The sequence below is a fragment of the Mycolicibacterium alvei genome (genome assembly GCF_010727325.1).
Lineage (GTDB): Bacteria > Actinomycetota > Actinomycetes > Mycobacteriales > Mycobacteriaceae > Mycobacterium > Mycobacterium alvei.
In genome coordinates, this window is record NZ_AP022565.1 from 1,631,248 (window position 1) to 1,653,189 (window position 21,942).

At 67.8% G+C, this 21,942-nt stretch carries 20 protein-coding genes and 1 pseudogene; 7 read left to right on the plus strand and 14 right to left on the minus strand.

Going from position 1 to position 21,942, the window contains the following annotated elements:
- Nucleotides 1-8 precede the first annotated feature (8 nt).
- The gene (locus G6N44_RS07825) at nt 9-1,592 is read left to right on the plus strand and encodes a 4-coumarate--CoA ligase family protein (protein ID WP_163662674.1); all 1,584 of its coding nucleotides are present in this window, start codon (nt 9-11) and stop codon (nt 1,590-1,592) included.
- On the opposite strand, the gene G6N44_RS07830 is transcribed toward G6N44_RS07825, so the two are convergent.
- From G6N44_RS07830 to G6N44_RS07850, 5 genes are read right to left on the minus strand one after another with little or no spacing between them, the layout of a single operon-like run.
- Nucleotides 1,589-2,599: a uroporphyrinogen decarboxylase/cobalamine-independent methonine synthase family protein gene (locus tag G6N44_RS07830; protein ID WP_163662678.1), complete on the minus strand. Its 1,011-nt coding sequence runs from the start codon at nt 2,597-2,599 to the stop codon at nt 1,589-1,591. The two genes, G6N44_RS07825 and G6N44_RS07830, sit on opposite strands and share 4 nt — an antisense overlap.
- Before the next feature lie 10 nt (nt 2,600-2,609).
- Nucleotides 2,610-3,680 (minus strand): tRNA 2-thiouridine(34) synthase MnmA, encoded by a 1,071-nt coding sequence (mnmA, locus tag G6N44_RS07835; RefSeq protein WP_163662681.1) that lies wholly within the window; start codon nt 3,678-3,680, stop codon nt 2,610-2,612.
- A complete protein-coding gene (locus tag G6N44_RS07840) occupies nt 3,677-4,891 on the minus strand; it encodes a cysteine desulfurase family protein (RefSeq protein WP_163662684.1) in 1,215 nt (404 codons plus the stop codon). Before G6N44_RS07840 ends, mnmA begins: the two co-directional genes overlap by 4 nt.
- 47 nt (nt 4,892-4,938) lie before the next feature.
- Nucleotides 4,939-5,781 carry a lysophospholipid acyltransferase family protein gene (locus G6N44_RS07845; protein ID WP_163662687.1) on the minus strand — a complete coding sequence of 281 codons (843 nt, stop codon included), beginning with the start codon at nt 5,779-5,781 and terminating at the stop codon, nt 4,939-4,941.
- A complete protein-coding gene (locus G6N44_RS07850) occupies nt 5,778-6,653 on the minus strand; it encodes a GNAT family N-acetyltransferase (protein ID WP_163662689.1) in 876 nt (291 codons plus the stop codon). Before G6N44_RS07850 ends, G6N44_RS07845 begins: the two co-directional genes overlap by 4 nt.
- A 108-nt stretch (nt 6,654-6,761) precedes the next feature.
- On the opposite strand from G6N44_RS07850, the pseudogene G6N44_RS07855 reads away from it, so the two are divergent.
- Nucleotides 6,762-7,719, plus strand: a pseudogene (locus tag G6N44_RS07855) (zinc-binding dehydrogenase).
- A gap of 13 nt (nt 7,720-7,732) precedes the next feature.
- Here the strand turns inward: G6N44_RS07855 and G6N44_RS07860 are convergent.
- From G6N44_RS07860 to G6N44_RS07890, 7 genes are all read right to left on the minus strand, one after another.
- Complete coding sequence (locus G6N44_RS07860; RefSeq protein ID WP_163662692.1) at nt 7,733-9,184, minus strand: aldehyde dehydrogenase; 1,452 nt, start codon at nt 9,182-9,184, stop codon at nt 7,733-7,735.
- Nucleotides 9,181-10,959, minus strand: coding sequence for a flavin-containing monooxygenase (locus G6N44_RS07865; protein WP_163662695.1), 1,779 nt, complete (start codon nt 10,957-10,959; stop codon nt 9,181-9,183). The genes G6N44_RS07860 and G6N44_RS07865 overlap by 4 nt, the downstream gene beginning before the upstream one ends.
- 54 nt (nt 10,960-11,013) lie before the next feature.
- The gene (locus G6N44_RS07870) at nt 11,014-11,340 is read right to left on the minus strand and encodes a nitroreductase family protein (RefSeq protein WP_308213772.1); all 327 of its coding nucleotides are present in this window, start codon (nt 11,338-11,340) and stop codon (nt 11,014-11,016) included.
- The gene (locus tag G6N44_RS07875) at nt 11,340-11,750 is read right to left on the minus strand and encodes a cupin domain-containing protein (protein ID WP_163662699.1); all 411 of its coding nucleotides are present in this window, start codon (nt 11,748-11,750) and stop codon (nt 11,340-11,342) included. The genes G6N44_RS07870 and G6N44_RS07875 overlap by 1 nt, the downstream gene beginning before the upstream one ends.
- Before the next feature lies 1 nt (nt 11,751).
- Nucleotides 11,752-12,495: an SDR family oxidoreductase gene (locus G6N44_RS07880; RefSeq protein ID WP_163662702.1), complete on the minus strand. Its 744-nt coding sequence runs from the start codon at nt 12,493-12,495 to the stop codon at nt 11,752-11,754.
- 239 nt (nt 12,496-12,734) lie between these two features.
- On the minus strand, nt 12,735-13,691 hold the full coding sequence (locus tag G6N44_RS07885; protein WP_163662705.1) for an electron transfer flavoprotein subunit alpha/FixB family protein: 957 nt from the start codon (nt 13,689-13,691) through the stop codon (nt 12,735-12,737).
- Nucleotides 13,692-13,728: 37 nt separating this feature from the next.
- Nucleotides 13,729-14,520: an electron transfer flavoprotein subunit beta/FixA family protein gene (locus tag G6N44_RS07890; protein ID WP_163662708.1), complete on the minus strand. Its 792-nt coding sequence runs from the start codon at nt 14,518-14,520 to the stop codon at nt 13,729-13,731.
- 217 nt (nt 14,521-14,737) lie between these two features.
- Here G6N44_RS07890 and G6N44_RS07895 point away from each other — a divergent pair, with 217 nt between their 5' ends.
- The 4 genes from G6N44_RS07895 to G6N44_RS07910 all read left to right on the plus strand — a co-directional run bounded on the left by G6N44_RS07895 (nt 14,738) and on the right by G6N44_RS07910 (nt 19,084).
- Nucleotides 14,738-15,523: a class I SAM-dependent methyltransferase gene (locus tag G6N44_RS07895; RefSeq protein WP_163662710.1), complete on the plus strand. Its 786-nt coding sequence runs from the start codon at nt 14,738-14,740 to the stop codon at nt 15,521-15,523.
- Nucleotides 15,520-17,082 carry a 1,4-alpha-glucan branching protein domain-containing protein gene (locus G6N44_RS07900; RefSeq protein ID WP_163662712.1) on the plus strand — a complete coding sequence of 521 codons (1,563 nt, stop codon included), beginning with the start codon at nt 15,520-15,522 and terminating at the stop codon, nt 17,080-17,082. Before G6N44_RS07895 ends, G6N44_RS07900 begins: the two co-directional genes overlap by 4 nt.
- Before the next feature lie 91 nt (nt 17,083-17,173).
- Nucleotides 17,174-18,415 (plus strand): glycosyltransferase family 4 protein, encoded by a 1,242-nt coding sequence (locus G6N44_RS07905; RefSeq protein ID WP_163662714.1) that lies wholly within the window; start codon nt 17,174-17,176, stop codon nt 18,413-18,415.
- Nucleotides 18,416-18,478: 63 nt separating this feature from the next.
- A complete protein-coding gene (locus tag G6N44_RS07910; RefSeq protein ID WP_163662716.1) occupies nt 18,479-19,084 on the plus strand; it encodes a hypothetical protein in 606 nt (201 codons plus the stop codon).
- Between the two features lie 9 nt (nt 19,085-19,093).
- Here the strand turns inward: G6N44_RS07910 and G6N44_RS07915 are convergent, their stop codons facing one another.
- Nucleotides 19,094-19,837, minus strand: a complete 744-nt coding sequence (locus tag G6N44_RS07915; RefSeq protein WP_163662718.1) for an acyltransferase — start codon at nt 19,835-19,837, stop codon at nt 19,094-19,096.
- 109 nt (nt 19,838-19,946) lie between these two features.
- On the opposite strand from G6N44_RS07915, the gene G6N44_RS07920 reads away from it, so the two are divergent.
- Nucleotides 19,947-21,230, plus strand: a complete 1,284-nt coding sequence (locus G6N44_RS07920; RefSeq protein WP_163662720.1) for a BamB-related PQQ repeat family beta-propellar protein — start codon at nt 19,947-19,949, stop codon at nt 21,228-21,230.
- Nucleotides 21,231-21,237: 7 nt separating this feature from the next.
- Here G6N44_RS07920 and G6N44_RS07925 read toward each other — a convergent pair whose 3' ends face one another.
- Nucleotides 21,238-21,927: an esterase gene (locus tag G6N44_RS07925; protein WP_163662722.1), complete on the minus strand. Its 690-nt coding sequence runs from the start codon at nt 21,925-21,927 to the stop codon at nt 21,238-21,240.
- Nucleotides 21,928-21,942: the final 15 nt, after the last annotated feature.

Genomic DNA, 21,942 nt, shown 5'->3' on the forward strand with positions numbered 1-21,942 from the left:
ACGCAACCATGAGTTTCGCCAGCCCCTTCCCCGACGTCGACCTGCCGACCGTCAGCGTCTACGACTACCTGTTCGCCGACATGTCGGCGGCCGACGCCGGCCGGATCGCCCTGGTGGACGCCAAGTCCGGTACCGAGACCAGCTACGGCGATCTGGTGAGCCGGATCGACGCATTCGCCGGCGGGCTGGCGGCCCGCGGGATCGGCGTCGGTGACGTGGTGGCGCTGCTGTCCCCCAACAGTTCGGGTTTCGCGATCGCATTCCACGGGATCCTGCGTGCGGGCGCCACCGCCACCACCGTCAACGCACTGTTCACTGCGCGGGACATCGCCAAGCAGCTCAAGGATTCGAAGGCCCGCCTGTTGGTCACGGTGAGCGCGCTGCTGCCGCAGGCCACCGAGGGCGCGGCCGCCGCGGGCCTGGCCCCCGACCAGGTGGTGGTGCTGGACGGCGACGGCCTCGGCGCGCAGGGCCCGGCGCCCGAGGTGAGCTTCGATCCGGCCACGCACCTGGCCGTGCTCCCGTACAGCTCGGGCACCACGGCCAACCCCAAGGGCGTCATGCTCACCCACGCCAACCTGACCGCCAACGTGGCTCAGATCCGACCGCTGCAGGGCATGACCTCCGATGACCGGCTGTTGGCCGTGCTGCCGTTCTTTCACATCTACGGCATGACGGTGCTGCTCAACGCGGCTCTGCACGCGCGCGCCCAACTGGTCATCATGCCGTCGTTCGATCTCGGTGAGTTCCTGGACAACATCGCAACGCACCGCTGCACGTTCGTCTACATCGCCCCGCCGGTCGCCGTCGCCCTGGCCAAGCACCCACTCGTGGACTCCTATGACCTCTCCTCGTTGCGCGCCGTGTTGTCCGGTGCGGCCTCGCTCGACGCCGACCTCGGTCGGGCTGTGGCGGATCGATTGAGCTGCACGGTGTCTCAGGGCTACGGCATGAGCGAGTTGAGTCCGGTCAGCCACATCACCCCGCACGACGGCGGACTGGCATCGGTCGGCACGCTCGCACCGCTGGCCTCGTGCGGCTGGACCGTCCCCAACGGCGTGAGCAAGCTCGTCGACCCCGACACCGGCCATGAAATCGGGATCCCGGCAGAGGGTTTGAGCGAGACCGGCGAACTGTGGTTCAAGGGGCCGAACGTGATGGCCGGCTACCTCAACAATGAGGCGGCCACCCGGGAGACCATCGACGCCGACGGTTTCCTGCACACCGGGGATCTGGCCCAGGTCGATTCCACCGGCTGTGTCTACGTCGTCGACCGACTGAAGGAACTCATCAAGTACAAGGGCTACCAGGTGCCACCGGCCGAACTGGAGGCCGTACTGCTGGGTCATCCCGCCATCGCCGATGCCGCGGTGATCGGGGTACAGGACAGCGAATCCGGCGAGGAGATACCGAAAGCCTTTGTGGTCAAACAGCCTTCGGCCGAGTTGAGCGCCGACGAAGTGATGGCGTTCGTGGCCGGCCTGGTAGCGCCCTACAAGAAGGTACGCCAGGTCGAATTCATCGATGCGATCCCCAAGTCCTCGGCCGGCAAGATCCTGCGCCGCGAGCTGCGCGGCAACCAGCCGCACTAGATGGCGTCGGGGTCTTCCACGAAGGCGTCGGCGGCCTTCTGCGTGAGTTCCACCGCGGTGCGCGCCCACTGCGCCGTGGCGCCGGCCAACCCACATGCCGGCGTGATGCCGATGCGGTCGCGCAGGACAGCGCGGGCGAACCCGAGACGGTCCGTCAGCGCCACTGCCGCCTTGGCGACCTCCTCCACCGAGGGGCTGCCCTCTGGCGCCGTCGCGGGCACCACGCCGAGCAATACGGTGCGCCCCGAGTCGACGAACTCCCCGATTCCGTCCAGATCCGCGGGCGTCAATGTCGAAATATCGACCGAAACGGTACGAACAGCACTGCGCAACAACGCTTTCCACGGCAGGTCGGACGCACAGCTGTGCAGCGCCACCTCGGAGCCGACCGTCGCCACGCATGCGTCGAGCAGATTCATCGCCAACGGCTCGTCCACCGGATGCACCGGAGTGAAACTGGTGATTCCGGACAGCCGCCCCGCCAACGCGGCCGGCAGCGACGGTTCGTCGAGCTGCACCACCACCGGGGTCTCCAGCCGGCGGGCCACCTCGGCCCGATGGATGGCCAAGCCCTCGGCAAGCGAGGCCGAGAGGTCGCGCAGCGCACCGCGATCGGTGATGGCACGATGCCCGTTGGGCAGTTCCAGCTGGGCGGCCAGTGTGATCGGGCCGGGCGCCTGCACCTTGACCACGCGACCGCTACCTCGCAGCCCGGCGCGCTCCCAGGCTTCCTCCAGCGCGTCGATGTCCTCGCCGAGCAGGCTCACCGCCCGCCGCAGCGCAGCGCTGCGGCCCGGGGCCATGCGGTATCCGCGCGGCACCGTGTCGATCCCGATGTCGACCAGCAGCGCCCCGGCCCGGCCGATGAGGTCGGCGCCGATCCCGCGGGCCGGCAGCTCCACGAGGTGCGACAGGGTGTGCAGTTCACCGACGACGACTTCGGCGGCCGCCCGCGGCTCGGTACCCGGCCACGATCCGATTCCGGTGGCCGTCGCGAAAACACTCATGCGAAAACGCTCACGCGCGCGCGATGGTCGCGCTGGCGATGACCTCGTCGCCCTCGGCGTCGGGTCGGTACAGCACCATGGTCTGGCCGGGCGCCACCCCGCGCAGTGGTGCCCGCAGGGATGCCACCAGCCTGCGCTCGCGCAGCTCGACCACCGCGTCGACGATGCCGCCGTGTGCACGCACCTGAATCTGGCATTCCACCGGCCCGTCCAACGGGGTCCCACCGGTGAACACCGGCTTGTCGCCGAACAACTCCCGCACCTCGAGGTCCTCGGCCGGCCCGACCCGTACCGTGCCCGTCTCGGCGTCGATCGCGGTCACGTACCGCGGCCGGCCGTCGGCCCCCGGTCCCGGAATACCCAGACCCTTGCGCTGCCCGATCGTGAATCCGTGCACGCCTTCGTGTTCGGCGAGCACGGTGCCGTCGTTGTCGAGCACCGCACCCGGCCGAATGCCGATGCGGGCGCCCAGGAACGCCTGGGTGTCCCCCGACGGGATGAAGCAGATGTCGTGGCTGTCCGGCTTCTTCGCGACGGCCAGTCCACGCTCGGCGGCTTCGGCCCGGATCTGCGGCTTGGGCGTGTCACCGATCGGGAAGATCGCATGGGCGAGCTGCTCGGCCGTCAGCACACCCAGCACGTAGGACTGGTCCTTGTCGGCGTCGACGGCGCGGCGCAACCGGCCGTCGGTCAGCCGCGCGTAGTGACCGGTGGCCACCGCATCGAAGCCGAGCGCCAGGGCCCGCGCCGCCAGAGCCGAGAACTTGATCCGCTCGTTGCACCGCACACAGGGGTTGGGGGTCTCGCCGCGGGCATAGGACTCGACGAAGTCGTCGATCACGTCGTCCTTGAACCGGTCGGCGAAATCCCAGACATAGAACGGGATATCGAGGATGTCGGCCACCCGGCGGGCGTCGCCGGCGTCCTCCTTGGAGCAGCATCCCCGAGATCCGGTGCGCAACGTGCCGGGGGCCGACGAGAGCGCCATGTGCACCCCGACGACGTCGTGACCGGCGTCGACCATCCGGGCGGCGGCCACCGAGGAATCCACGCCGCCGCTCATCGCGACCAGGACCTTCATGAGAATGTCCTCCCTGCGCTGGCCAGTGCCGCCTGCCGGGCCCGCTCGACCGCGGCGGGCAGCACTTCCAGCACGGCATCGACGTCAGCGTCGGTGCTGGTGTGTCCCAACGAGAATCGCAGTGACCCCCGCGCAGTGGCCGGGTCGGCACCCATCGCGATCAGGACATGTGACGGCTGCGCCACTCCGGCGGTACACGCCGAACCGGTCGAGCATTCGACGCCCTTGGCATCGAGCAGCATCAGCAGCGAATCGCCTTCGCAGCCACGGAAGGTGAAGTGTGTGTTGGCGGGAAGCCGGCCGGCTCCCCGGGGCCCGTTGAGGGAGGTGTCCTCGATGGTCGACATCACACCGTCGATCAGCCTGTCCCGCAACGCCTGCACGCGGCTGCTGTGCTCGGCGAGCCCCCCGATGGCCACGTCGGCCGCCGCGGACATCGCCACGACGCCGGCCACGTCCGGGGTTCCCGAACGCACATCGCGCTCCTGACCACCGCCGTGCAGCAGGGGCACGCAGGCGGTGTCGCGACGCAGCACCAGCGCGCCGACACCCATCGGACCGCCGAACTTGTGCGCGGCGACGCTCATCGCCGACAGCCCGGTCGCGGCGAAATCGACGGGGACCTGACCGACGGCCTGAATGGCGTCGCTGTGCATCGGGATGTCGAACTCGGCCGCAACGGAAGCCAGCTCGGCGATCGGCATGATCGAGCCGACCTCGTTGTTGGCCCACATGATGGTGACCAGCGCCACGTCGGCGGATCCGCACTCACCCTGCAGAGCCGAACGCAGGGACTCGGGGGCGACGACACCTTCCGCGTCGACCGGCAGCCAGGTCACCTCGGCGTCCTCGTGGTCGACCAACCACTGCACGGCGTCGAGAACCGCGTGATGCTCGACGGCAGTGGTGATGATCCGGCGCCGCTTCGGCTCGGCATCGCGGCGGGCCCAGTAGATGCCCTTGACGGCGAGGTTGTCGCTCTCGGTGCCACCGGCGGTGAAGATCACCTCCGAGGGTCGGCAGCCCAGCAGGCGGGCCAGGGTCTCGCGGGCCTCCTCCATCCGGCGCCGGGCCAGGCGGCCCGAACCGTGCAGCGAGGAGGCATTGCCCACACCGGCCAGCGCAGCCGTCATCGCTTCGATGGCGGCTGGGTGCATCGGGGTGGTGGCGGCGTGATCGAGATAGACCGGCCGGCCCGCGGAGGAGCTCATAACGTCTCCAGGATAGCCGCTGGCAGGCGCCCCGCTCTCCAGCCGCCTCAGGCCACCAGAATGTGCGCGGAAGCGTCAGGAAGCTGCTGATGGCCCCGCACCACCGCCTCACAGCGTCCGGCCAGTGCCCGTCGGTCGACTCCGGGCAGCTGCAACGACCCCACGTGGACGTGGCACACGGTGCGACGTGCGGTGATGACCCGGCGCACCGACCGCAACAGGGTGTCCTCCCCCACAAAGGCCGGAGTCGTCGACGGACGACCGTCGCGGTGGCGATAGACCAGCCGCAGCGGCTGCACCGGCCGGCCCGCGTCGATCGCGGCCTGGAACATCGCAGGCCGAAATGGACCGTAGGCCAGTCCGCACCAGGTGGTGCCCTCCGGGAATGCCACCACGGTGTGCCCGGCGCGCAGCCGTTCGGCCACGGTATGCACCACGGCGGGCAACCGGCGCAGGCTGCCTCGGTCGATCGGGATCACCTTCATCACCCGGGCCAGTCGGCCCAGCGCGGGCCATTCCACCAGATCGGCACGGGCCACGAAGGAGCCCGGTAACACCGCCCCGATCGTGAAGATGTCCAGCCACGACACGTGACCGCTGACCACGAGTACACCCTTCAGATTGCGGATCGGTCCGCCCGACAAGGCGATTCGAACCCCGAAGCAGCGCAACATCAACCGGCAGTAGAACCGCTGCACGTGTGACCGGCCCGGCATCGGCACCGCCAGCAGCGGCACTCCGGGCGCCAACAGCACGGCGATCACCACCCGCACCGTGGTGCGGATCCAGACCACGAGACGGTGACCGGCGTCGGCACTGCCGGCATGAACACAACTGCCGTCGCACGATGCCCTGGGCAGCCAGGAATGCTCACGCGTCGCGGTGGTCACGAGGCGTCCCCGGCCATCCCGTCGACCATGTCGGCGGCCGCCGAGACCGAACGCAGGCGCTTGAGGTAGCGGACGTCCGCGCGGCGCTTGTCCAGCAGGGCCGGGAAATCCCCCACCCCGAAGTCGAGGTCGTGGGCGGGTTCCCCGCACACCTGCGCACCCAGGCGCAGGTAGCCGCGCATCAGCGGCGGCACCGTGGTCCGCGACGGCGGGTCGATGTCGTCGAGCCTTCGGCCATCCAGCACCACCGGCCGGTACGGGTACACCGTGTGTTCGGTGGGCGCCGCGTGGCGGCGACGCACGAAGTCACGGACCCCGCGGATCTGGGTTCCCGGTGGGCCGTCCGCGTTACCCGCGACCGGCACCGATACGCAGCCCGTCACGTAGTCGTAGCCGGAGCGCTCGAGGTAGGCCAGGATTCCCGCCCACATGAGGAGTACGACGGCGCCGTTGCGGTGATCGGTCCGCACCACCGCACGGCCCATCTCGACCAGCGAGGGTCGCAGCACATCCAGACCGCGCACGTCGAACTCGGTGGCGGTGTACAGACCGCCCGCGGCGATGGCGCCCGACGGCGGCAACATCCGGTAGCAACCCACCAGCTCACCGGTGCGGTCCTCACGTACCAGCAGGTGGTCGCAGTGCTCGTCGAACCGGTCGGCGTCACGTCCGTCGGTCGCCTCGGTCAGGGTGAATCCGGGTTCGGAGGTGAACACGTCGTGCCGGAGCCGCTGGGCGGCTTCGATGAGTTCGTGGTCGGCGGCCCGCGCCCGCGAGGCGCGGAACGGATGGAGCAACAGGGTGTAGCGGGGCGCATCGGGCGCCGCGCTGTCGGTGTGATCAGCGGCGATGAGTACAGATGAAGTGCTCATGTTCAGCACGGTGACGCAGCCGTTCGGCGGGGCGGCATCAACCGTGTGACGGGTTGATGTCCGGTTGCGAAACATCGGGGTCGGCTAAGTTCGCCGCATGGTGCAGCGATGAGGAGTCGGGCCGCGATCGTCCGGGAACCCGGTGGCGCATGGTCTGTCGAGGAGTTCGAGCTCGATCCGCCACGGGCCGGTGGTGACCTCTTTCCTGGCGGTGTGCGGGCACTGTCGTTGGTGCACCAGCGGCATGGAGTATCTGTGCGACACGGGCGCAGGCACGCTGATGCCCGGCATGCCCACCGACGGCACGTTTCGCCATCACAGCCGCTGCGGTGAGGACCTGCGGCACACCTCGAAGATCGGGGCGTTCGCGCAGCACACGGTGGTGGCCGCAGATTCGCTGGTCAAGATCGATCCGGGACTCCCGCTGGTGCCCAGTGCGCTGCTGTCCTGCGCGGTACCCACCGGCTACGGGTCGACGGCGCACCGGGCCGGGGTGAGCGACGGTGACACCGTGGTGGTCATCGGCGTCGGTGGCATCGGGACCGCCGCCCTGCAGGGGGCGGCACTCAGCGGCGCGACGAATGTGGTCGCGGTGGATCCTGTGGTATTCAAACGTGATTCGGCGCTTCAGTTCGGCGCAACCCATACCGCTGCGACGGTTTCCACGGCTGCCGCGGTGGTTCGGGAGTTGACCCGCGGCGTGATGGCCGACGCCGTGGTGCTGTCCCCCTCCGCGATCGGGGATGCCGATGTCGCGGATGCCCTCTCGCTGACGCGTAAGGGCGGCACCTGCGTGTTGACCGGGATGGCTGCGCCGGAAACCGGGTCCGTCCGACTGGACCTGCAGGACTTCATCCTGATGAACAAGAACCTGTGCGGCACGCTGTTCGGATCCTGCAATCCGACCACCGAAATCCCCGCGCTGGCCAGGCTTTACCAGGAAGGCAAGCTCAAGCTCGACGAGATGATCACCCGACGGTACCGACTCGACGACATCAACGTGGCGTTCGACGACCTGTTGGGCGGTCGGGTGATCCGCGGTGTCATCGACTTCTCGCTGGAGTGATTCAGTTCCCGTGTCACTGCACTCCCTTGGCGAGCAATTTGGTCTCCAGGTACTCCTCGAAACCGGCCAGCCCCATCTCCCGGCCGATACCGGACTGCTTGTAGCCACCGAACGGGGCATCGGCGGCGTACCAGACCCCGCCGTTCACATTGACGGTGCCGGTGCGCAAACGCGCCGCGACCCAGTCGACCCGGTTCTGGTCGGCCCCGACCACCGCGCCGGACAAGCCGTACGGCGAGTCGTTGGCGAGGCGAACGGCATCGGCGTCACCGTCGTGGGCCAGCACCACCAGCACCGGGCCGAAGATCTCCTCGCGAGCCACCCGGGCCTCATTGGTGAGCCCGCCGATCACTGTCGGCTCGATGTAGAAACCTCGGTCACGGCCCGCGGGACGGCCTCCGCCGCAACCGAACCAACCGCCCTCGGCGATCGCGAGCGTCAGATAACCCTCGACGCGGTCGCGCTGACGAGATGAGATCAGCGGCCCACACAGCGTGCCCGGATCTGCTGGATCGCCACAACCGATGCCGGACATCGCTGCCGACGCCGTGGCTACGGCCTCGTCGTAATGCGCGCGCGGCACCAGTAGCCGGGTGGTGAAGGCGCACCCCTGCCCAGCGTGCATCGCCACTCCGGCGGCCGCGGCCGCACAGGCGGCGGGCAGATCGGCGTCGTCGAGCACGATGTAGGCCGATTTGCCGCCGAGTTCCAGGAATACCTTCTTGACGGTCTGTGACGCGGCGGCCATGACCACCCGACCGGTCGCGGTCGACCCGGTGAACGACACCAGATCCACCCGCGGATCCTCGGTCAGTTGCGCACCGATCCGGTGATCGCTGGACGTGACGATGTTGACGACACCGGCCGGGAAATCCGTGCGGTCCTTGATGATCCGGCCTATTTCGGCGGCACACCACGGCGTGTCAGGAGCCGGCTTGAGCACCACGGTGTTGCCCGCGGCCAGCGCCGGGCCGAGCTTGGCGAAGTTGATCTGGTGCGGAAAATTCCACGGTGTCACGGCGCCGACCACGCCGCAGGGTTCCCGCACCACGGTCCGCCGGGTCGGTTTACCGAACGGTGCGGCCATCCCCAGATCAGTTGTCCATTCGTAGCTTTCAGCGAGATCGGCGATGTAACCCAAGCCGTCCACCGGCATCTGCAACTGCCCGCCGTAGGTCAGCGCTACCGGGGCGCCGACCTCGGCGACCGTTATCGACCGTAGGTGCTCGATCTCGTCGACCAGGGCGTCACGCAATTGACGCAGACAATGCACCCGCAACGCGGTATCACGCGACCAGTCGGTGTCATCGAAGGCGGTGCGAGCCGCGGCGATGGCCCGGTCCATATCGTCGACGTCGCCATCGGCGACCTGGCCCAGCACCTCCTCAGTGGCCGGGTTGATCGTGTCGAAGCCACCGGCGCCGCCGTCGACCAGGTCTCCGTCGATGAGCAGGGACGTTCTCATCTGATCACCATCGCCGCGATGGATCCCGCATCCCGCCAGGCGGCCAGGATGTCGGCATACTCGGTCGGGCCACCGAAGAAGAAGCTGTCCTGGTTCAGCCGGGCGCTTGCCTGCCCCTCTCGGTTGTAGTAGCCGGGGGTACAGGCTTCGCGGCGACCGGAGATGACGCCGGATCGCGCCACCACGGTGTCGACCCACTGCGCTTCCGCCGCAGCGGTGGCCTCCAGTTCGGTGGCACCGTTCGCGAGCGCCCAGGCGATCACCCAGGCGGTGTGCCGCGACTGCGTCTCGATCAGGTACGGGAAGTTCACCGTGAACCCCGACTGCGCGATGCTGGCGATGAAGCAATTCGGAAAACCGTTGACGTGCAGGCCATGCAACGTGCGTACGCCGTCGGACCACTTGTCACTCAACGTCAATCCGTCCCGGCCGATCACCTCGAACCCGGTCCGCCGGGTGTAATCGGTGCCGACTTCGAATCCGGTCGCGAAAATCAGGCAATCCAAGGCGTATTCGGTGCCGGCGACCACCACGCCGTTTCCGTTGATGCGCTCTACACCACGGCCCCGCGTGTCCACGAGCGTGACGTTGTCCCGGTTGAACGCCTGCAGGTATTCGTCGTGGAAGCACGGCCGCTTGCAGTAGTAGCCGTACCAGGGTTTGAGTGCCTCGGCCGTGGCGGGGTCGGCCACCAGGGCATCGACGCGGGCCCGGATCTGCTCCATCTTCGCGAAGTCGGCCAACTCGGCCGCCGATGCGCGCGGGTCTGCTCCCTTCTTGGCGATCGGCATCTGTTTGGCCAGGCTGGTCCAGGCGTCGTCGACGAGATCCTCGTCGGCCTCACCGCCGGCGGTGAGGATCTGAAAGTTCTCGATCCGCCGTTGCTGCCAACCCGGTTCCAGCCCGGCCGCCCATTGCGGGTCGGTGGGCGCGTTCGCGCGCACGTCGACGGTGGACGGGGTGCGCTGAAAAACGAACAACTCCCCGACCGCCCGGGCGAGCCTCGGTACGCACTGGATCGCGGTGGCTCCGGTGCCGACGATGCCCACCCGTTTGTCGGCGAGGTGCTCGAGGTTCGCCCCGGTGTAGGGGTAATCCCAGCGGCTGGTGTGAAACGCGTGTCCGGCGAATTCGGCGATGCCGTCGATACCCGGAAGTTTCGGCTTCTGCAGGTAGCCGTTGGCCATCGAGACGAACCGGGCCCGTATCGCATCGCCGCGGTCGGTGGCGATCACCCACCGTGAATCGGCAGCTTCCCAACGGATTTCCCGCACCTCGGTCTGCAGGCAGGCATTGCGGTAGAGGTCGTAGTGCCGCGCGATGGACTGACAGTGCGCGAAGATCTCGGCACCCTTGGCGTACTTCTCGGTCGGCAGGTAGCCCAGCTCTTCCAGCAGTGGCATGTACACGTAGGACTCGACGTCACACGCGATCCCCGGATACCGGTTCCAGTACCAGGTGCCGCCCACGTCGGCGGCCTTGTCGATCAGCCGCACGTTCTCCACACCCAGGTCCCGCAGCCGGGCCCCGGTGAGCAGCCCGCCGAACCCCGCCCCGATGATCGCGACGTCGACCTCGTCGGTCAGGGGTGCACGGGTGAAATCCGCATCGGCCCAGGGATCGGTGCCGAACCCCGCGAATCTCCCGGCGATTTCCACGTACTGGCCGACACCGTCGGCGCGCAGCCGCCGCTCACGTTCCTCGGAGTAGCGCTGCCGCAAGGCATCCGGGTCGAACGTGGTGCCCCCGCTGTCCCGGCCCGCATCGTGTGCCATCAGTGCATACTGGAACACGTTTCAGTTCCTGGCAAGGTTTCCCCACGGTTCGGCTCAGTCCTGCAGGAAGTCACGCTCAATGCCCATCGCGCCGTACACCAAAGCGCCGCTCTCCCGGCACCGGTGGGCGAACTGCGGCGGCAGGCCCGCAGTGCCTATCGCCGGCGGTGCGGCGTCGACAGCGGCGAGCAGCGCGTCGACCAATCGGACGCGCCGCTCACCGGTGGCCAGGAAGAGATGCCAGGGCTGGGTGTTGGAGTTCGACGGCGCCCGCATCGCCAGCGTCAGCGCCTCGTCCAGCAGCTCATGGGGAACAGGCTTGTCCGGCAGGAACATTCGTGACGATCGACGCGACCGTACGACATCGCCGAACTCGGCCATCAGCGCACCCGTCGGTCCTTGCGGGCTTCCAGTTCCTCGTCGTCGACGAGGACGAGCATGGGTTCACCCGGCACACACAGCATGTTGACCAGGAACCGCAGCGGGATGTCGTCGCGATTGTTGGCGTCCGAGTAGTGGATGACGTCGCCACCCGGTTCCCAGAAGGCCTCGCCGGCCTTGACCACCCTCGACGCCTCGCCCTCCAACTCGAAGAGCATCTCGCCCTCGAGCACGTAGCCGAAGGCAGGTCCGGCGGGATGCCGGTGTGGCGGCGCTCCGGGTGAGCCGGCGGGCCACTCGATGATCGTCGTCATCACCTCGGCATTCGGCGGAATGAACGGCGGTGTCACACAATCGATCACGGTCATCGCATCGTGGAGCGCCTGCTCGCGCTCAGCTGAGACAGGCATGTCAGCGAACCGCGATCCAGTCGGCCCAACGGGTTTCACCGAGAATCCCGTCATCACCGGTCACCAGGCTGTTGTCGTCGACGGCGGTACCGAAATACGTTGCCTGCGGATCGATCACGACCGGCTTGCCGTCGCCCTGCTTGGCCAGCACCGCGCGTGCCATGTCGGCGAACGAGCACTTGTCGGGCCCACCGATGTTGATGATGCCGCCCCGCGGGGCGGCCTGCGCCACCTTGGCCACCTCGGCGGCGACGTCGTCGACGGAGATCAGTTGGATCCGCGCGTCGGGGACCCGGACCTCATCGCCCACCACCAGTGACCCGGTGATGGCCTCGGCGAATTCCTGGAACTGGGTGGCCCGCACGATCGTGTACGGCAGCCCGGAATCGGTGATGTTCTTCTCCTGGGCCACCTTGGCCCGCATGTAACCGCTGTCCGGCAGTCCGTCGGCGCCGACGATCGACAGGGCGACGTAGTGCCCGACACCGGTCTCCGTCGCGGCCGCCGCCAGATTGCGCGAGGACGCGGTGAAGAAGTCCAGTACCGGCCCGTCCTCGAACGACGGCGAGTTGACCACGTCGACAAGCGTGTCGGCGCCGGTGAGTGCCTCCACCAGTCCCTCACCGGTGAGAACGTTGGCGCCCGACGACAGAGAGGCGGCGATCACGTCGTGACCGGCGTCGGTGAGCAACCTCACCACCCGCGAGCCGATCTGGCCGCTGGCACCTATGACTGTGACCTTCATTGCGCGAATCCCTTCCTCTGACCTGCTGACAGGACCAACACTGGCACCGCGTGCCGAGATTCAAACCCTGGAAAGTCCGTAGTCGGACCGCCGCCTTGGCACGCGGGAGTGGCTCTCGGGGTCGAGCGTCCCCTCCAGCGTGACACTCGGCGGGGGTCGTGTGAACCCGTCTGCCCCACACAGCACAGAACCCCGGCGCACCAGGTGCACCGGGGTTCTGTGTTGACGCTACGAGGGAGTTATCCCTTGCGGGCCTTGACCGCCTCGGTCAGCTGCGGGCTGACCTTGAACAGGTCACCGACGATGCCGAGGTCGGCGATCTCGAAGATCGGAGCTTCCTCGTCCTTGTTCACCGCGATGATCGTCTTCGACGTCTGCATGCCGGCGCGGTGCTGGATCGCGCCGGAGATGCCCAGTGCGATGTACAGCTGCGGCGAGACGGTCTTACCCGTCTGGCCGACCTGGAACTGGCCCGGGTAGTAACCCGAGTCGACTGCGGCACGGGAGGCACCGACGGCACCGCCCAGCGAGTCAGCCAGCTCTTCGACGACCGAGAAGCTCTCGGCGCTGCCGACGCCACGGCCACCGGCAACCACAACGCTGGCCTCGGTGAGCTCGGGGCGGTCACCGGCGACGACGGGCTCGCGCTTGGTGATCTTGGTCGCGTTCTCGGCCTGTGCCGGGACCTCGACGTTGACGACCTCGCCGGCACCGTCGGCCGGGGCGGCCTCGATGGCGCCCGGACGCACGGTGATCACCGGGGTGTCACTGGTGACCTGCGCCTCGACCGTGAAGGCACCACCGAAGATGCTGTGGATACCCACCGCACCTTCGCGGACCTCGACGACGTCGACCAGCAGGCCCGAGCCGATACGCGCGGCCAGGCGAGCGGCGACTTCCTTGCCGTCCGCGGTGGCGGCGACGATCACGCCGGCGGGCGCGGCCGACTCGGCCAGCCCGGCCAGCACGTCGACGACCGGGGTGACCAGGTAGTTCTCTGCGTCGTCGGATTCGGCGACGTAGATCTTGGCCGCACCGGCGGCCTTCAGACCGTCGACCAGCGGAGCAGCGGTGCCGGGCTTGCCCACCACGACGGCGGCAGGCTCACCCAGAACACGGGCGGCGGTGATGAGTTCGGCGCTGACCTTTTTCAGTGCGCCTTCGGAGTGCTCAGCGAGCACAAGTACTTCAGCCATGAGTTTCGTCTTGTCTTTCGTTCGATCGAATCAGCTTCTAGATCAATTTCTGAGCGACCAGGTACTCGGCGATCTTCGTGCCGCCGTCACCTTCGTCGGTCACCTTCTCACCGGCGGTCTTCGGCGGCTTCGGGGTCGAAGCCAGCACCTTGGAACCGGCATTGGCGACGCCGACCTCATCGGCTTCCACGCCGATCTCGGCGAGGGTGAGCACGGTGACTTCCTTCTTCTTCGCGGCCATGATGCCCTTGAAGGAGGGGAAGCGGGGCTCGTTGATCTTCTCGTTGACGCTGACGACGGCCGGCAGCGAGGCCTCGAGGCTGAACACGCCCTCGTCGGTCTCACGCTCGGCGGTGACCTTCCCGCCCTCGACGGTCAGCTTGCGCACGTGGGTGAGCTGCGGCAGGCCCAGGTACTCGGCGATCACGGCCGGGACGGCACCGCCGACGCCGTCGGTGGCTTCGTTACCGGCGATGACCAGCTCGGTGCCCTCGATGGTGCCCAGCGCGCGGGCCAGGGCCCACCCGGTCTGGATCACGTCGGAGCCGTGCATGCCGTCGTCCTTGAGGTGTACAGCCTTGTCGGCGCCCATGGACAGCGCCTTGCGGATCGCCTCGGTGGCGCGCTCCGGGCCGGCGGTCAGCACGGTGACAGTGCTGTCTCCGCCCTCGCGCTCCTTGATCAACAGCGCCTCTTCCACGGCGCGCTCGTTGATCTCGTCGAGCACGGCGTCGGCAGCCTCGCGGTCGAGGGTGAAATCGCCGTCGGACAGCTTCCGCTCCGACCAAGTGTCTGGGACCTGTTTGATCAGGACCACGATGTTCGTCATGACTCTGGTTCGTCCTCCTCGATGAGACCGGTGACCCGGGCTCATATCACGTTCTAGGCAACTAGCATCATGTTACCGGTCGGTAACTTTTGATGGTTCGCAGGATCACCATAGCTGGTCGGAGTTTGTATTCCGGCGTCCCCTACCACACTCCTGACGTCAGGGAACGGTTCGCGGATAGGCCACCACCGCTTCACCTGGGTTAGCCTGCCTTCCAATGAGCACTATTGTGGGCGACCCGGACGGCATCGAATCTCGAGCCCTACCCCTGACCGGCGAGCGGACCATACCCGGCCTGGCCGAGGAGAACTACTGGTTCCGCCGTCACGAGGTGGTGTACCAGCGATTGGCCGACCGCTGCGTCGATCGTGAGGTCCTGGAGGCCGGCTGCGGTGAGGGCTACGGCGCCGATCTGATCGCGGACGTCGCGCGCAAGGTGATTGCACTGGACTACGACGAGGCGACGGTGGCGCACGTGCGTGCCCGCTACCCCCGGGTGGACATCCGGCACGGCAACCTCGCCGAACTGCCCCTGGCCGACCGGTCGGTCGACGTCGTGGTCAACTTCCAGGTCATCGAGCACCTGTGGGATCAGGGCCAATTCGTCTCCGAGTGCTTCCGGGTGCTGCGACCGGGAGGCGTGTTCCTGGTCTCCACTCCCAACCGGATCACCTTCTCCCCCGGTCGGGACACTCCGCTCAACCCGTTCCACACCCGTGAGCTCAATGCCGCCGAGCTGACCGAACTGCTGCACGACGCCGGATTCACGGTCGAGTCGATGCTCGGGGTTTTCCATGGCGCCGGGCTCGCCGAACTCGACGCTCGCCACGGCGGCTCGATCATCGAGGCGCAGGTGCAGCGCGCCGTGGCCGACGCACCGTGGCCCGAGCAGCTGCTCACCGATGTCGCCGCGGTGCGTATCGACGATTTCGACCTCACCTGCGCCGACGAGCGCAACATTGACGACAGCCTCGACCTGGTGGCGATCGCGGTGCGGCCGTGACCTCGAATCCCGAGCCCGATCCGGTACCTGAGCCCCCGGTACCCGGGTTGTTCACGCTCGTCCTGCACACCCACCTGCCCTGGCTGGCCCATCACGGCCGCTGGCCGGTCGGCGAGGAATGGCTCTACCAGTCCTGGGCGGCCGCCTACCTACCGTTGATGCGAGTGCTGCGCGGCCTGGCCGCCGAGGGTCGCCGCCACCTGCTCACCCTCGGCATGACGCCGGTGGTCACCGCCCAGCTCGATGACCCCTACTGCCTGACGGGGATGCACCACTGGCTGGCCAACTGGCAGCTGCGCGCCCAGGAAGCGACGACCCTGCGTAGCCCAGAAGGATTGCGACAGTTCGGGATTCGCGAGTATGCCGAAGCCGGTGCGGCCATCGAGGAGTTCGCCGCCCACTGGCGTCATGGTGCCAGTGGGTTGCTGCGCGGGCTGATCGACGCCGAGACCATCGAACTGCTCGGCGGCCCACTCGCGCACCCGTTCCAGCCGTTGCTCAATCCGCGGCTGCGCGAGTTCGCGCTGCGCGAAGGCCTGGCCGACGCCCGGCAGCGGTTCGGGCACACCCCCGTCGGCATCTGGGCGCCCGAGTGTGCGTACGCACCCGGCATGGAAACCGGCTACGCCGCGGCCGGTGTCGGCCATTTCATGGTGGACGGCCCGTCTCTCCACGGTGACACCGCGCTGGGCCGGCCCGTCGGCGAGACCGACGTGGTGGCCTTCGGCCGCGACCTTCAGGTCAGCTACCGGGTGTGGTCGCCGAAGTCCGGTTATCCCGGTCATGCCGCGTATCGCGATTTCCACACCTACGACCACACCACCGGCCTCAAACCGTCCCGGGTCACCGGTCGCAACGTCCCGTCCGAGGAGAAGGCGCCCTACGATCCGCAGCGCGCCGACCGCGCAATCGACGAACATGTCGCCGATTTCGTCGCGGTGGTCCGCCGCCGCCTGATCAGCGAGAGCGAACGGCTCGGCCGGCCGACACACGTGGTGGCCGCGTTCGACACCGAACTGTTCGGGCACTGGTGGTACGAGGGTCCGGAGTGGCTGGGCCGGGTACTGCGGGCGCTGCCCGAGGCCGGCGTGCGGGTGGGAACCCTCGCGGACGCCAAGGCCCAGGGTTTCGTCGGTACACCCGTCGAATTGCCGCCCAGCTCATGGGGTTCGGGCAAAAACTGGCAGGTATGGAACGGACCGGCGGTGAGCGACCTCGTGCAGCTCAACAGCGAGGTTGTCGACGGGGCGCTGAGCACCGTGGACAAGGCGCTCGCCCAGCACACCGCGGTCGGTGCGCCAACCCCACGCGACCGGGTGGCCGATCAGATTCTGCGGGAGACCCTGTTGACGGTGTCCAGTGACTGGCCGTTCATGGTGAGCAAGGATTCGGCCGCCGAATACGCGCGCTACCGTGCACACCTGCACGCCCATGCGACCCGCGAGATCTCCGATGCACTGGCATCGGGCCATCGCGACCATGCCGAGCGCCTCGCCGACAGCTGGAACAAGGCCGACGGCCTGTTCGGCGCCCTCGACGCCCGGCGTCTGCCAAAATGACCATCAGCGCGAGCGTGCGTGTCTGCCGCTCGACACCCCGCCAATCCTCAGCATTGTGCGCACGCTCGCACCGGCACGAAAGCACGTAGGCATGAAGATCCTGATGGTGTCATGGGAATACCCGCCTGTCGTCGTGGGCGGGTTGGGCCGACACGTGCACCACCTGGCCACCGCACTGGCCGAAGCCGGTCACGAGGTCGTGGTGCTCAGCCGCAGGCCCACCGACACCGACCCGAGCACCCACCCCTCGACCGACGAGGTCAGTGAGGGCGTCCGGGTGGTGGCCGCCGCGCAGGACCCGCACGAATTCGAGTTCGGCACGGACATGATGGCCTGGACGCTGGCCATGGGGCACGCGATGGTGCGTACCGGCCTTGCCGTCAAAGACTATTCGGGTGACCGCTGGGTTCCCGACCTCGTGCACGCCCACGACTGGCTGGTCGCCCACCCCGCCATCGCTCTGGCCGAATATTTCGATGTGCCACTGGTTTCCACCATCCATGCCACCGAGGCCGGACGGCATTCCGGGTGGGTCTCCGGCCCGATCAGCCGTCAGGTACACGCCGTGGAGTCCTGGCTGGTGCGCGAATCCGATTCACTGATCACCTGTTCGGCGTCGATGAACGAGGAGATCACCGAGCTGTTCGGACCCGAACTGTCCGAGATCCGGGTGATCCGCAACGGGATCGACGCCGACCTCTGGCCGTTTGCGCCCCGACGCCCCCGTCAGGGGCCGCCCGAGTTGCTCTACCTCGGTCGCCTGGAATACGAGAAGGGCGTGCACGACGCGATTGCGGCCCTGCCCCGTATCCGCCGCGCACATCCGGGCACCACACTGACCATCGCGGGCGACGGTACCCAGCAGCAGTGGCTCGTCGAGCAGGCCCGAAAGCACAAGGTGCTCAAGGCCACCCGATTCGTCGGGCGGCTCGGTCACGAGGAATTGCTGCAGGCACTGCAGGCGGCCGACGCCGCCGTGCTGCCCAGCCACTACGAGCCGTTCGGCATCGTCGCGTTGGAGGCCGCGGCCACCGGTACCCCGCTGGTGACCTCCAATGTCGGCGGCCTGGGTGAAGCGGTGATCAACGGCCAGACCGGAATGTCCTTCGCACCACGGGATGTGGTGGGGCTGGCCGCGGCGGTCCGGGCTGTGCTCGATGACCCCGAGGCGGCCCAGCGCCGGGCGATCGCCGCGCGCGAGCGGCTCAGCGCCGACTTCGACTGGCACACCGTGGCCGCCGAGACCAGCCAGGTCTATCTGGCCGCCAAACGCGCCGAACGCGAACCACATCCGCGCCGGCCGATCGTCGAGCACGCACTGCCCGAGCGTTGACGCACGCGTTCGAGAATCACCGAACCGCTGTCGGCCGCGGATTCCACCAAGCACAATCGAGCCGTGACCCGGACCGGTAAGAACTTAGGTAAGGCGTGCGCCGTGCTCGTCGGCGCGATAATCTCGCTCGGCCTCGCCGCCCCGGCGACCGCCGATCCCAACGGCTCGGCGCCCACACTGCCCGTGTTTGTGCCCCACCCGTCGGACTGGGCGCCGAACTACACGGTGTTCCCGTACAACCTGTGGCAGGTACGCGTCACCGGAGCGCAGCTCGACGCCCAGCGGGAGTCCTGCCAGTGGTTCAACGCCCAGTACGGCACCTTGATGACCCAGATCGTGGGCTTCCAGAAATTCCTGGGCGATCAGCACGACTACTGGACCGCGCCGGGCGTGCAGGCTGCCGGTGACACCGTGAGAGCCAACGTCGACCAGTCGGCGGCGTTCCTCGATCCCCGCGCGCACGCCCTCTACATCACCAACTACCCCGACCAGAGCCAGTATTCACCGCTGTACAACGGCGACTCGATCTATCACCTCTGGTATCAGCTGACCCAGATCAGCGACAAAATCGCCACACAGCAGCCGGCCGGGGTCATCAACGCCAATATCGCCACGGCCAATGTCTACGGCAACGTGATCCGCGACTCCGGGGTGTGCAAAGGGGCCTGATCAGCCCGTTCAGTTGCTGTTGGCGGCTTTCTTGCGCTCGATGTCGGCCAGGGCCTCGGCCAGCTCGGCTCGCTCGGCGGCCGATGTCTCCCAATCCAGCTTGCGGTTCTTGACCACCTTGGCCGGCGCCCCGACGGCGATCGAGAAATCGGGGATCTCGCCCTTGACCACAGCGTGGGCACCCAACACGCAACCACGGCCGATCGAGGTGTTGCGCAGGATCGTGACCTTCGCGGCGACCCAGGTGTCCGGGCCGATGCGCACCGGGCCCTTGATGATGCCCTGGTCCTTGATGGGCATGTCGATGTTGTCCATCTTGTGGTCGAAGTCGCACACGTAGCACCAGTCGGCCATCAGCGCGGAGTCGCCGAGCTCGATGTCGAGATAGGTGTTGATCACGTTGTCGCGGCCCAGCACCACCTTGTCGCCGATGCGCAACGAGCCCTCGTGACAGCGGATCGTGTTCTTGTCACCGATGTGCACCCAGCGGCCGATCTCCATCTGGGCCAGTTCCGGCGTGCACTGGATCTCCACACCCTTGCCGAGGAAGACCATGCCGCGGGTGATGATGTGCGGGTTGGCCAGCTTGAACTTCAGCAACCGGAAATACCGCACGAGGTACCAGGGGGTGTAGGCCCGGTTGTCGATGACCCACTTCAGCGACGCCCTCGTCAGGAAGTCGGCCTGGCGCGGATCACGTAGCCGGGAGCCCCGCCAGCGTTTGTGAATTGGGGCGCCCCACATCGTCGTCATGGCCGGAAAGCCTACGCGAGGCCACCAACCGCCCCCTTCACGAGTAGCGGCTACCCTCACGTGAGTCACAAATACGAGCGCGCTGCGTTTTCGGCGACGAAAGGACACCGTGTTCCGGCGATACCTTGCACTTGTGGTCACGGTGCTTTTCACGGGCCTTCTTGCCGGTTGCGAAAACACCGATTCCTGGGTCGACCCGCACGCCGCACCCGGCTGGTCAGCGCAATACGGCGATGCCGCCAACAGCAGCTACACCCGGTCCCGTGGTCCCGAGGCGCTGCGGCTGGAGTGGAGCCGGTCGGTCAAGGGTGCACTGGAGGCCCAGGTGGCGCTGAGCGGGAACAACCGCCTGGCGGCCAACGCGCAGACCGCCGGGGGCTGTTCGTTGATGGTGTGGGAGGCCGACAACAACGCCCGGCAACGCTGGTGTACGCGACTCGTGCTGGGTGGCGGCTGGTCCAGCCCGCTGTTCGACGGGTTCGACAACGTCTACGTCGGCCAGCCCGGCACCATCCTGTCCTTCCCGCCGACGCAGTGGATCCGTTGGCGCCAGCCGGTGATCGGCATGCCGACCACGCCCCGGCTGCTCGATGACGGTCAGCTGCTGGTAGTCACCCATCTGGGTCAGGTGCTGGTGTTCAACGGGCATCGCGGCACGACCGAGGGCACACCGCTGGATCTGGTCTCCGGCGTGGACCCGACCGATTCACAGCGTGGTCTCGCCGACTGTCTGCCTGCCCGCTCCCGCTGCCCGGTGGCGGCCGCACCCGCGTTCTCGCATGAAGCGGGCCTGGTGGTGCTGAGCGTGTGGCAGCCCGGTGCCGAGGCGCCCGTGCTGATCGGATTGCGCTACCACCCCGGCCAGGCGACATTGCTGACGCAGGAATGGACGAGCACCGCGGTGGGCCGTGGGCCGCTGGCCAGCCCGGTGCTGTCGGCCGACGGGTCGACGGTGTACGTCAACGGCCGCGATCAGAAGCTGTGGGCGCTGAACTCCGCCGACGGTTCACCGAAATGGTCGGTGCCGCTGAACTATCTGGCCCAGACCCCGCCGTCGGTGTCACCGGACGGGTTGATCGTGGCCGGCGGTGGGCCCGACGCCAAGCTGACCGCGGTGCGCGACGCCGGCGATCACGGCGAGGTCGCCTGGACCCGTGACGATGTCGTACCGCTGACCACGTCGAGCCGCGCGGACGGGGTGGGTTACACGGTGGCCCGTGAGGGCGGGCACGGCCAGACGCTGTTGGTCTTCGACACCGGCGACGGGCACACGCTCAACAGTTATCCCGTACCCGAGGCCACCGGCTGGCCGGTCGGGGTTTCGATCGGGCACGACCACCGGATCGTCACCGCCACCAGCGACGGTCAGGTGTACGGGTTCGCGCCTGCGTGATCTGAGCTCAGGCCAGCAGGGCCGCCACGGCGGACCGCGGGACGTTGGCCTGGCTGGCTCCGGCGGCCTCGGGCAACAGTTCACCCTGGCCGAAGAAGAAGGTCACCGAGTCGTCGGTGATCGCAAAGTTCTGATAGTGCGCGGGGTCCAGGCCGATGGTCGGCGCGATGGCCTGTTCGACGCCGGACTGCTTCTGCAGTTCGCGCTGCACGATCGGGAAGATCACGTCCAGCGGCTTGGATCCGGGCTTGAACAGGGTGTCGAAGGTGATCGGTGCCCGGGTGGCCTCGTTGTAGTTGAACGTCTTGTACCAGGTCTGCGGGTGGGCGCCGCCGACGTTCTGATACACCTCGAACACCAGGCTCTGGGTGCGTTGCGGCGTCCCGGAACTGTAGGCCGAGCCCTTGGCGTCCAGGACGTAGGGCTGGTCGCGTGATCCGGGCATATCCGAGACGTTGACGAAGCCGTCGCGGGTCTGGATCAGGTATGCGGCCACCGCCTGCTGATCGGGATACCCGACCGGGAACGTGTAATCCAGCGTGTAGGTGGCGTTGGCGGTGTGTACCTGACAGATCTGATCGTCGTCGACGCTGCCGCCGAGGTCGGCGCAGGCCGACTGCGCAGCCACCACGGGCATGCCGAGCCAGCCGACCAGCGCACCGGCTGCCAGCAGCACTGTCACAAGGGGAATTCGCATCGTCAGTCGTCCTCG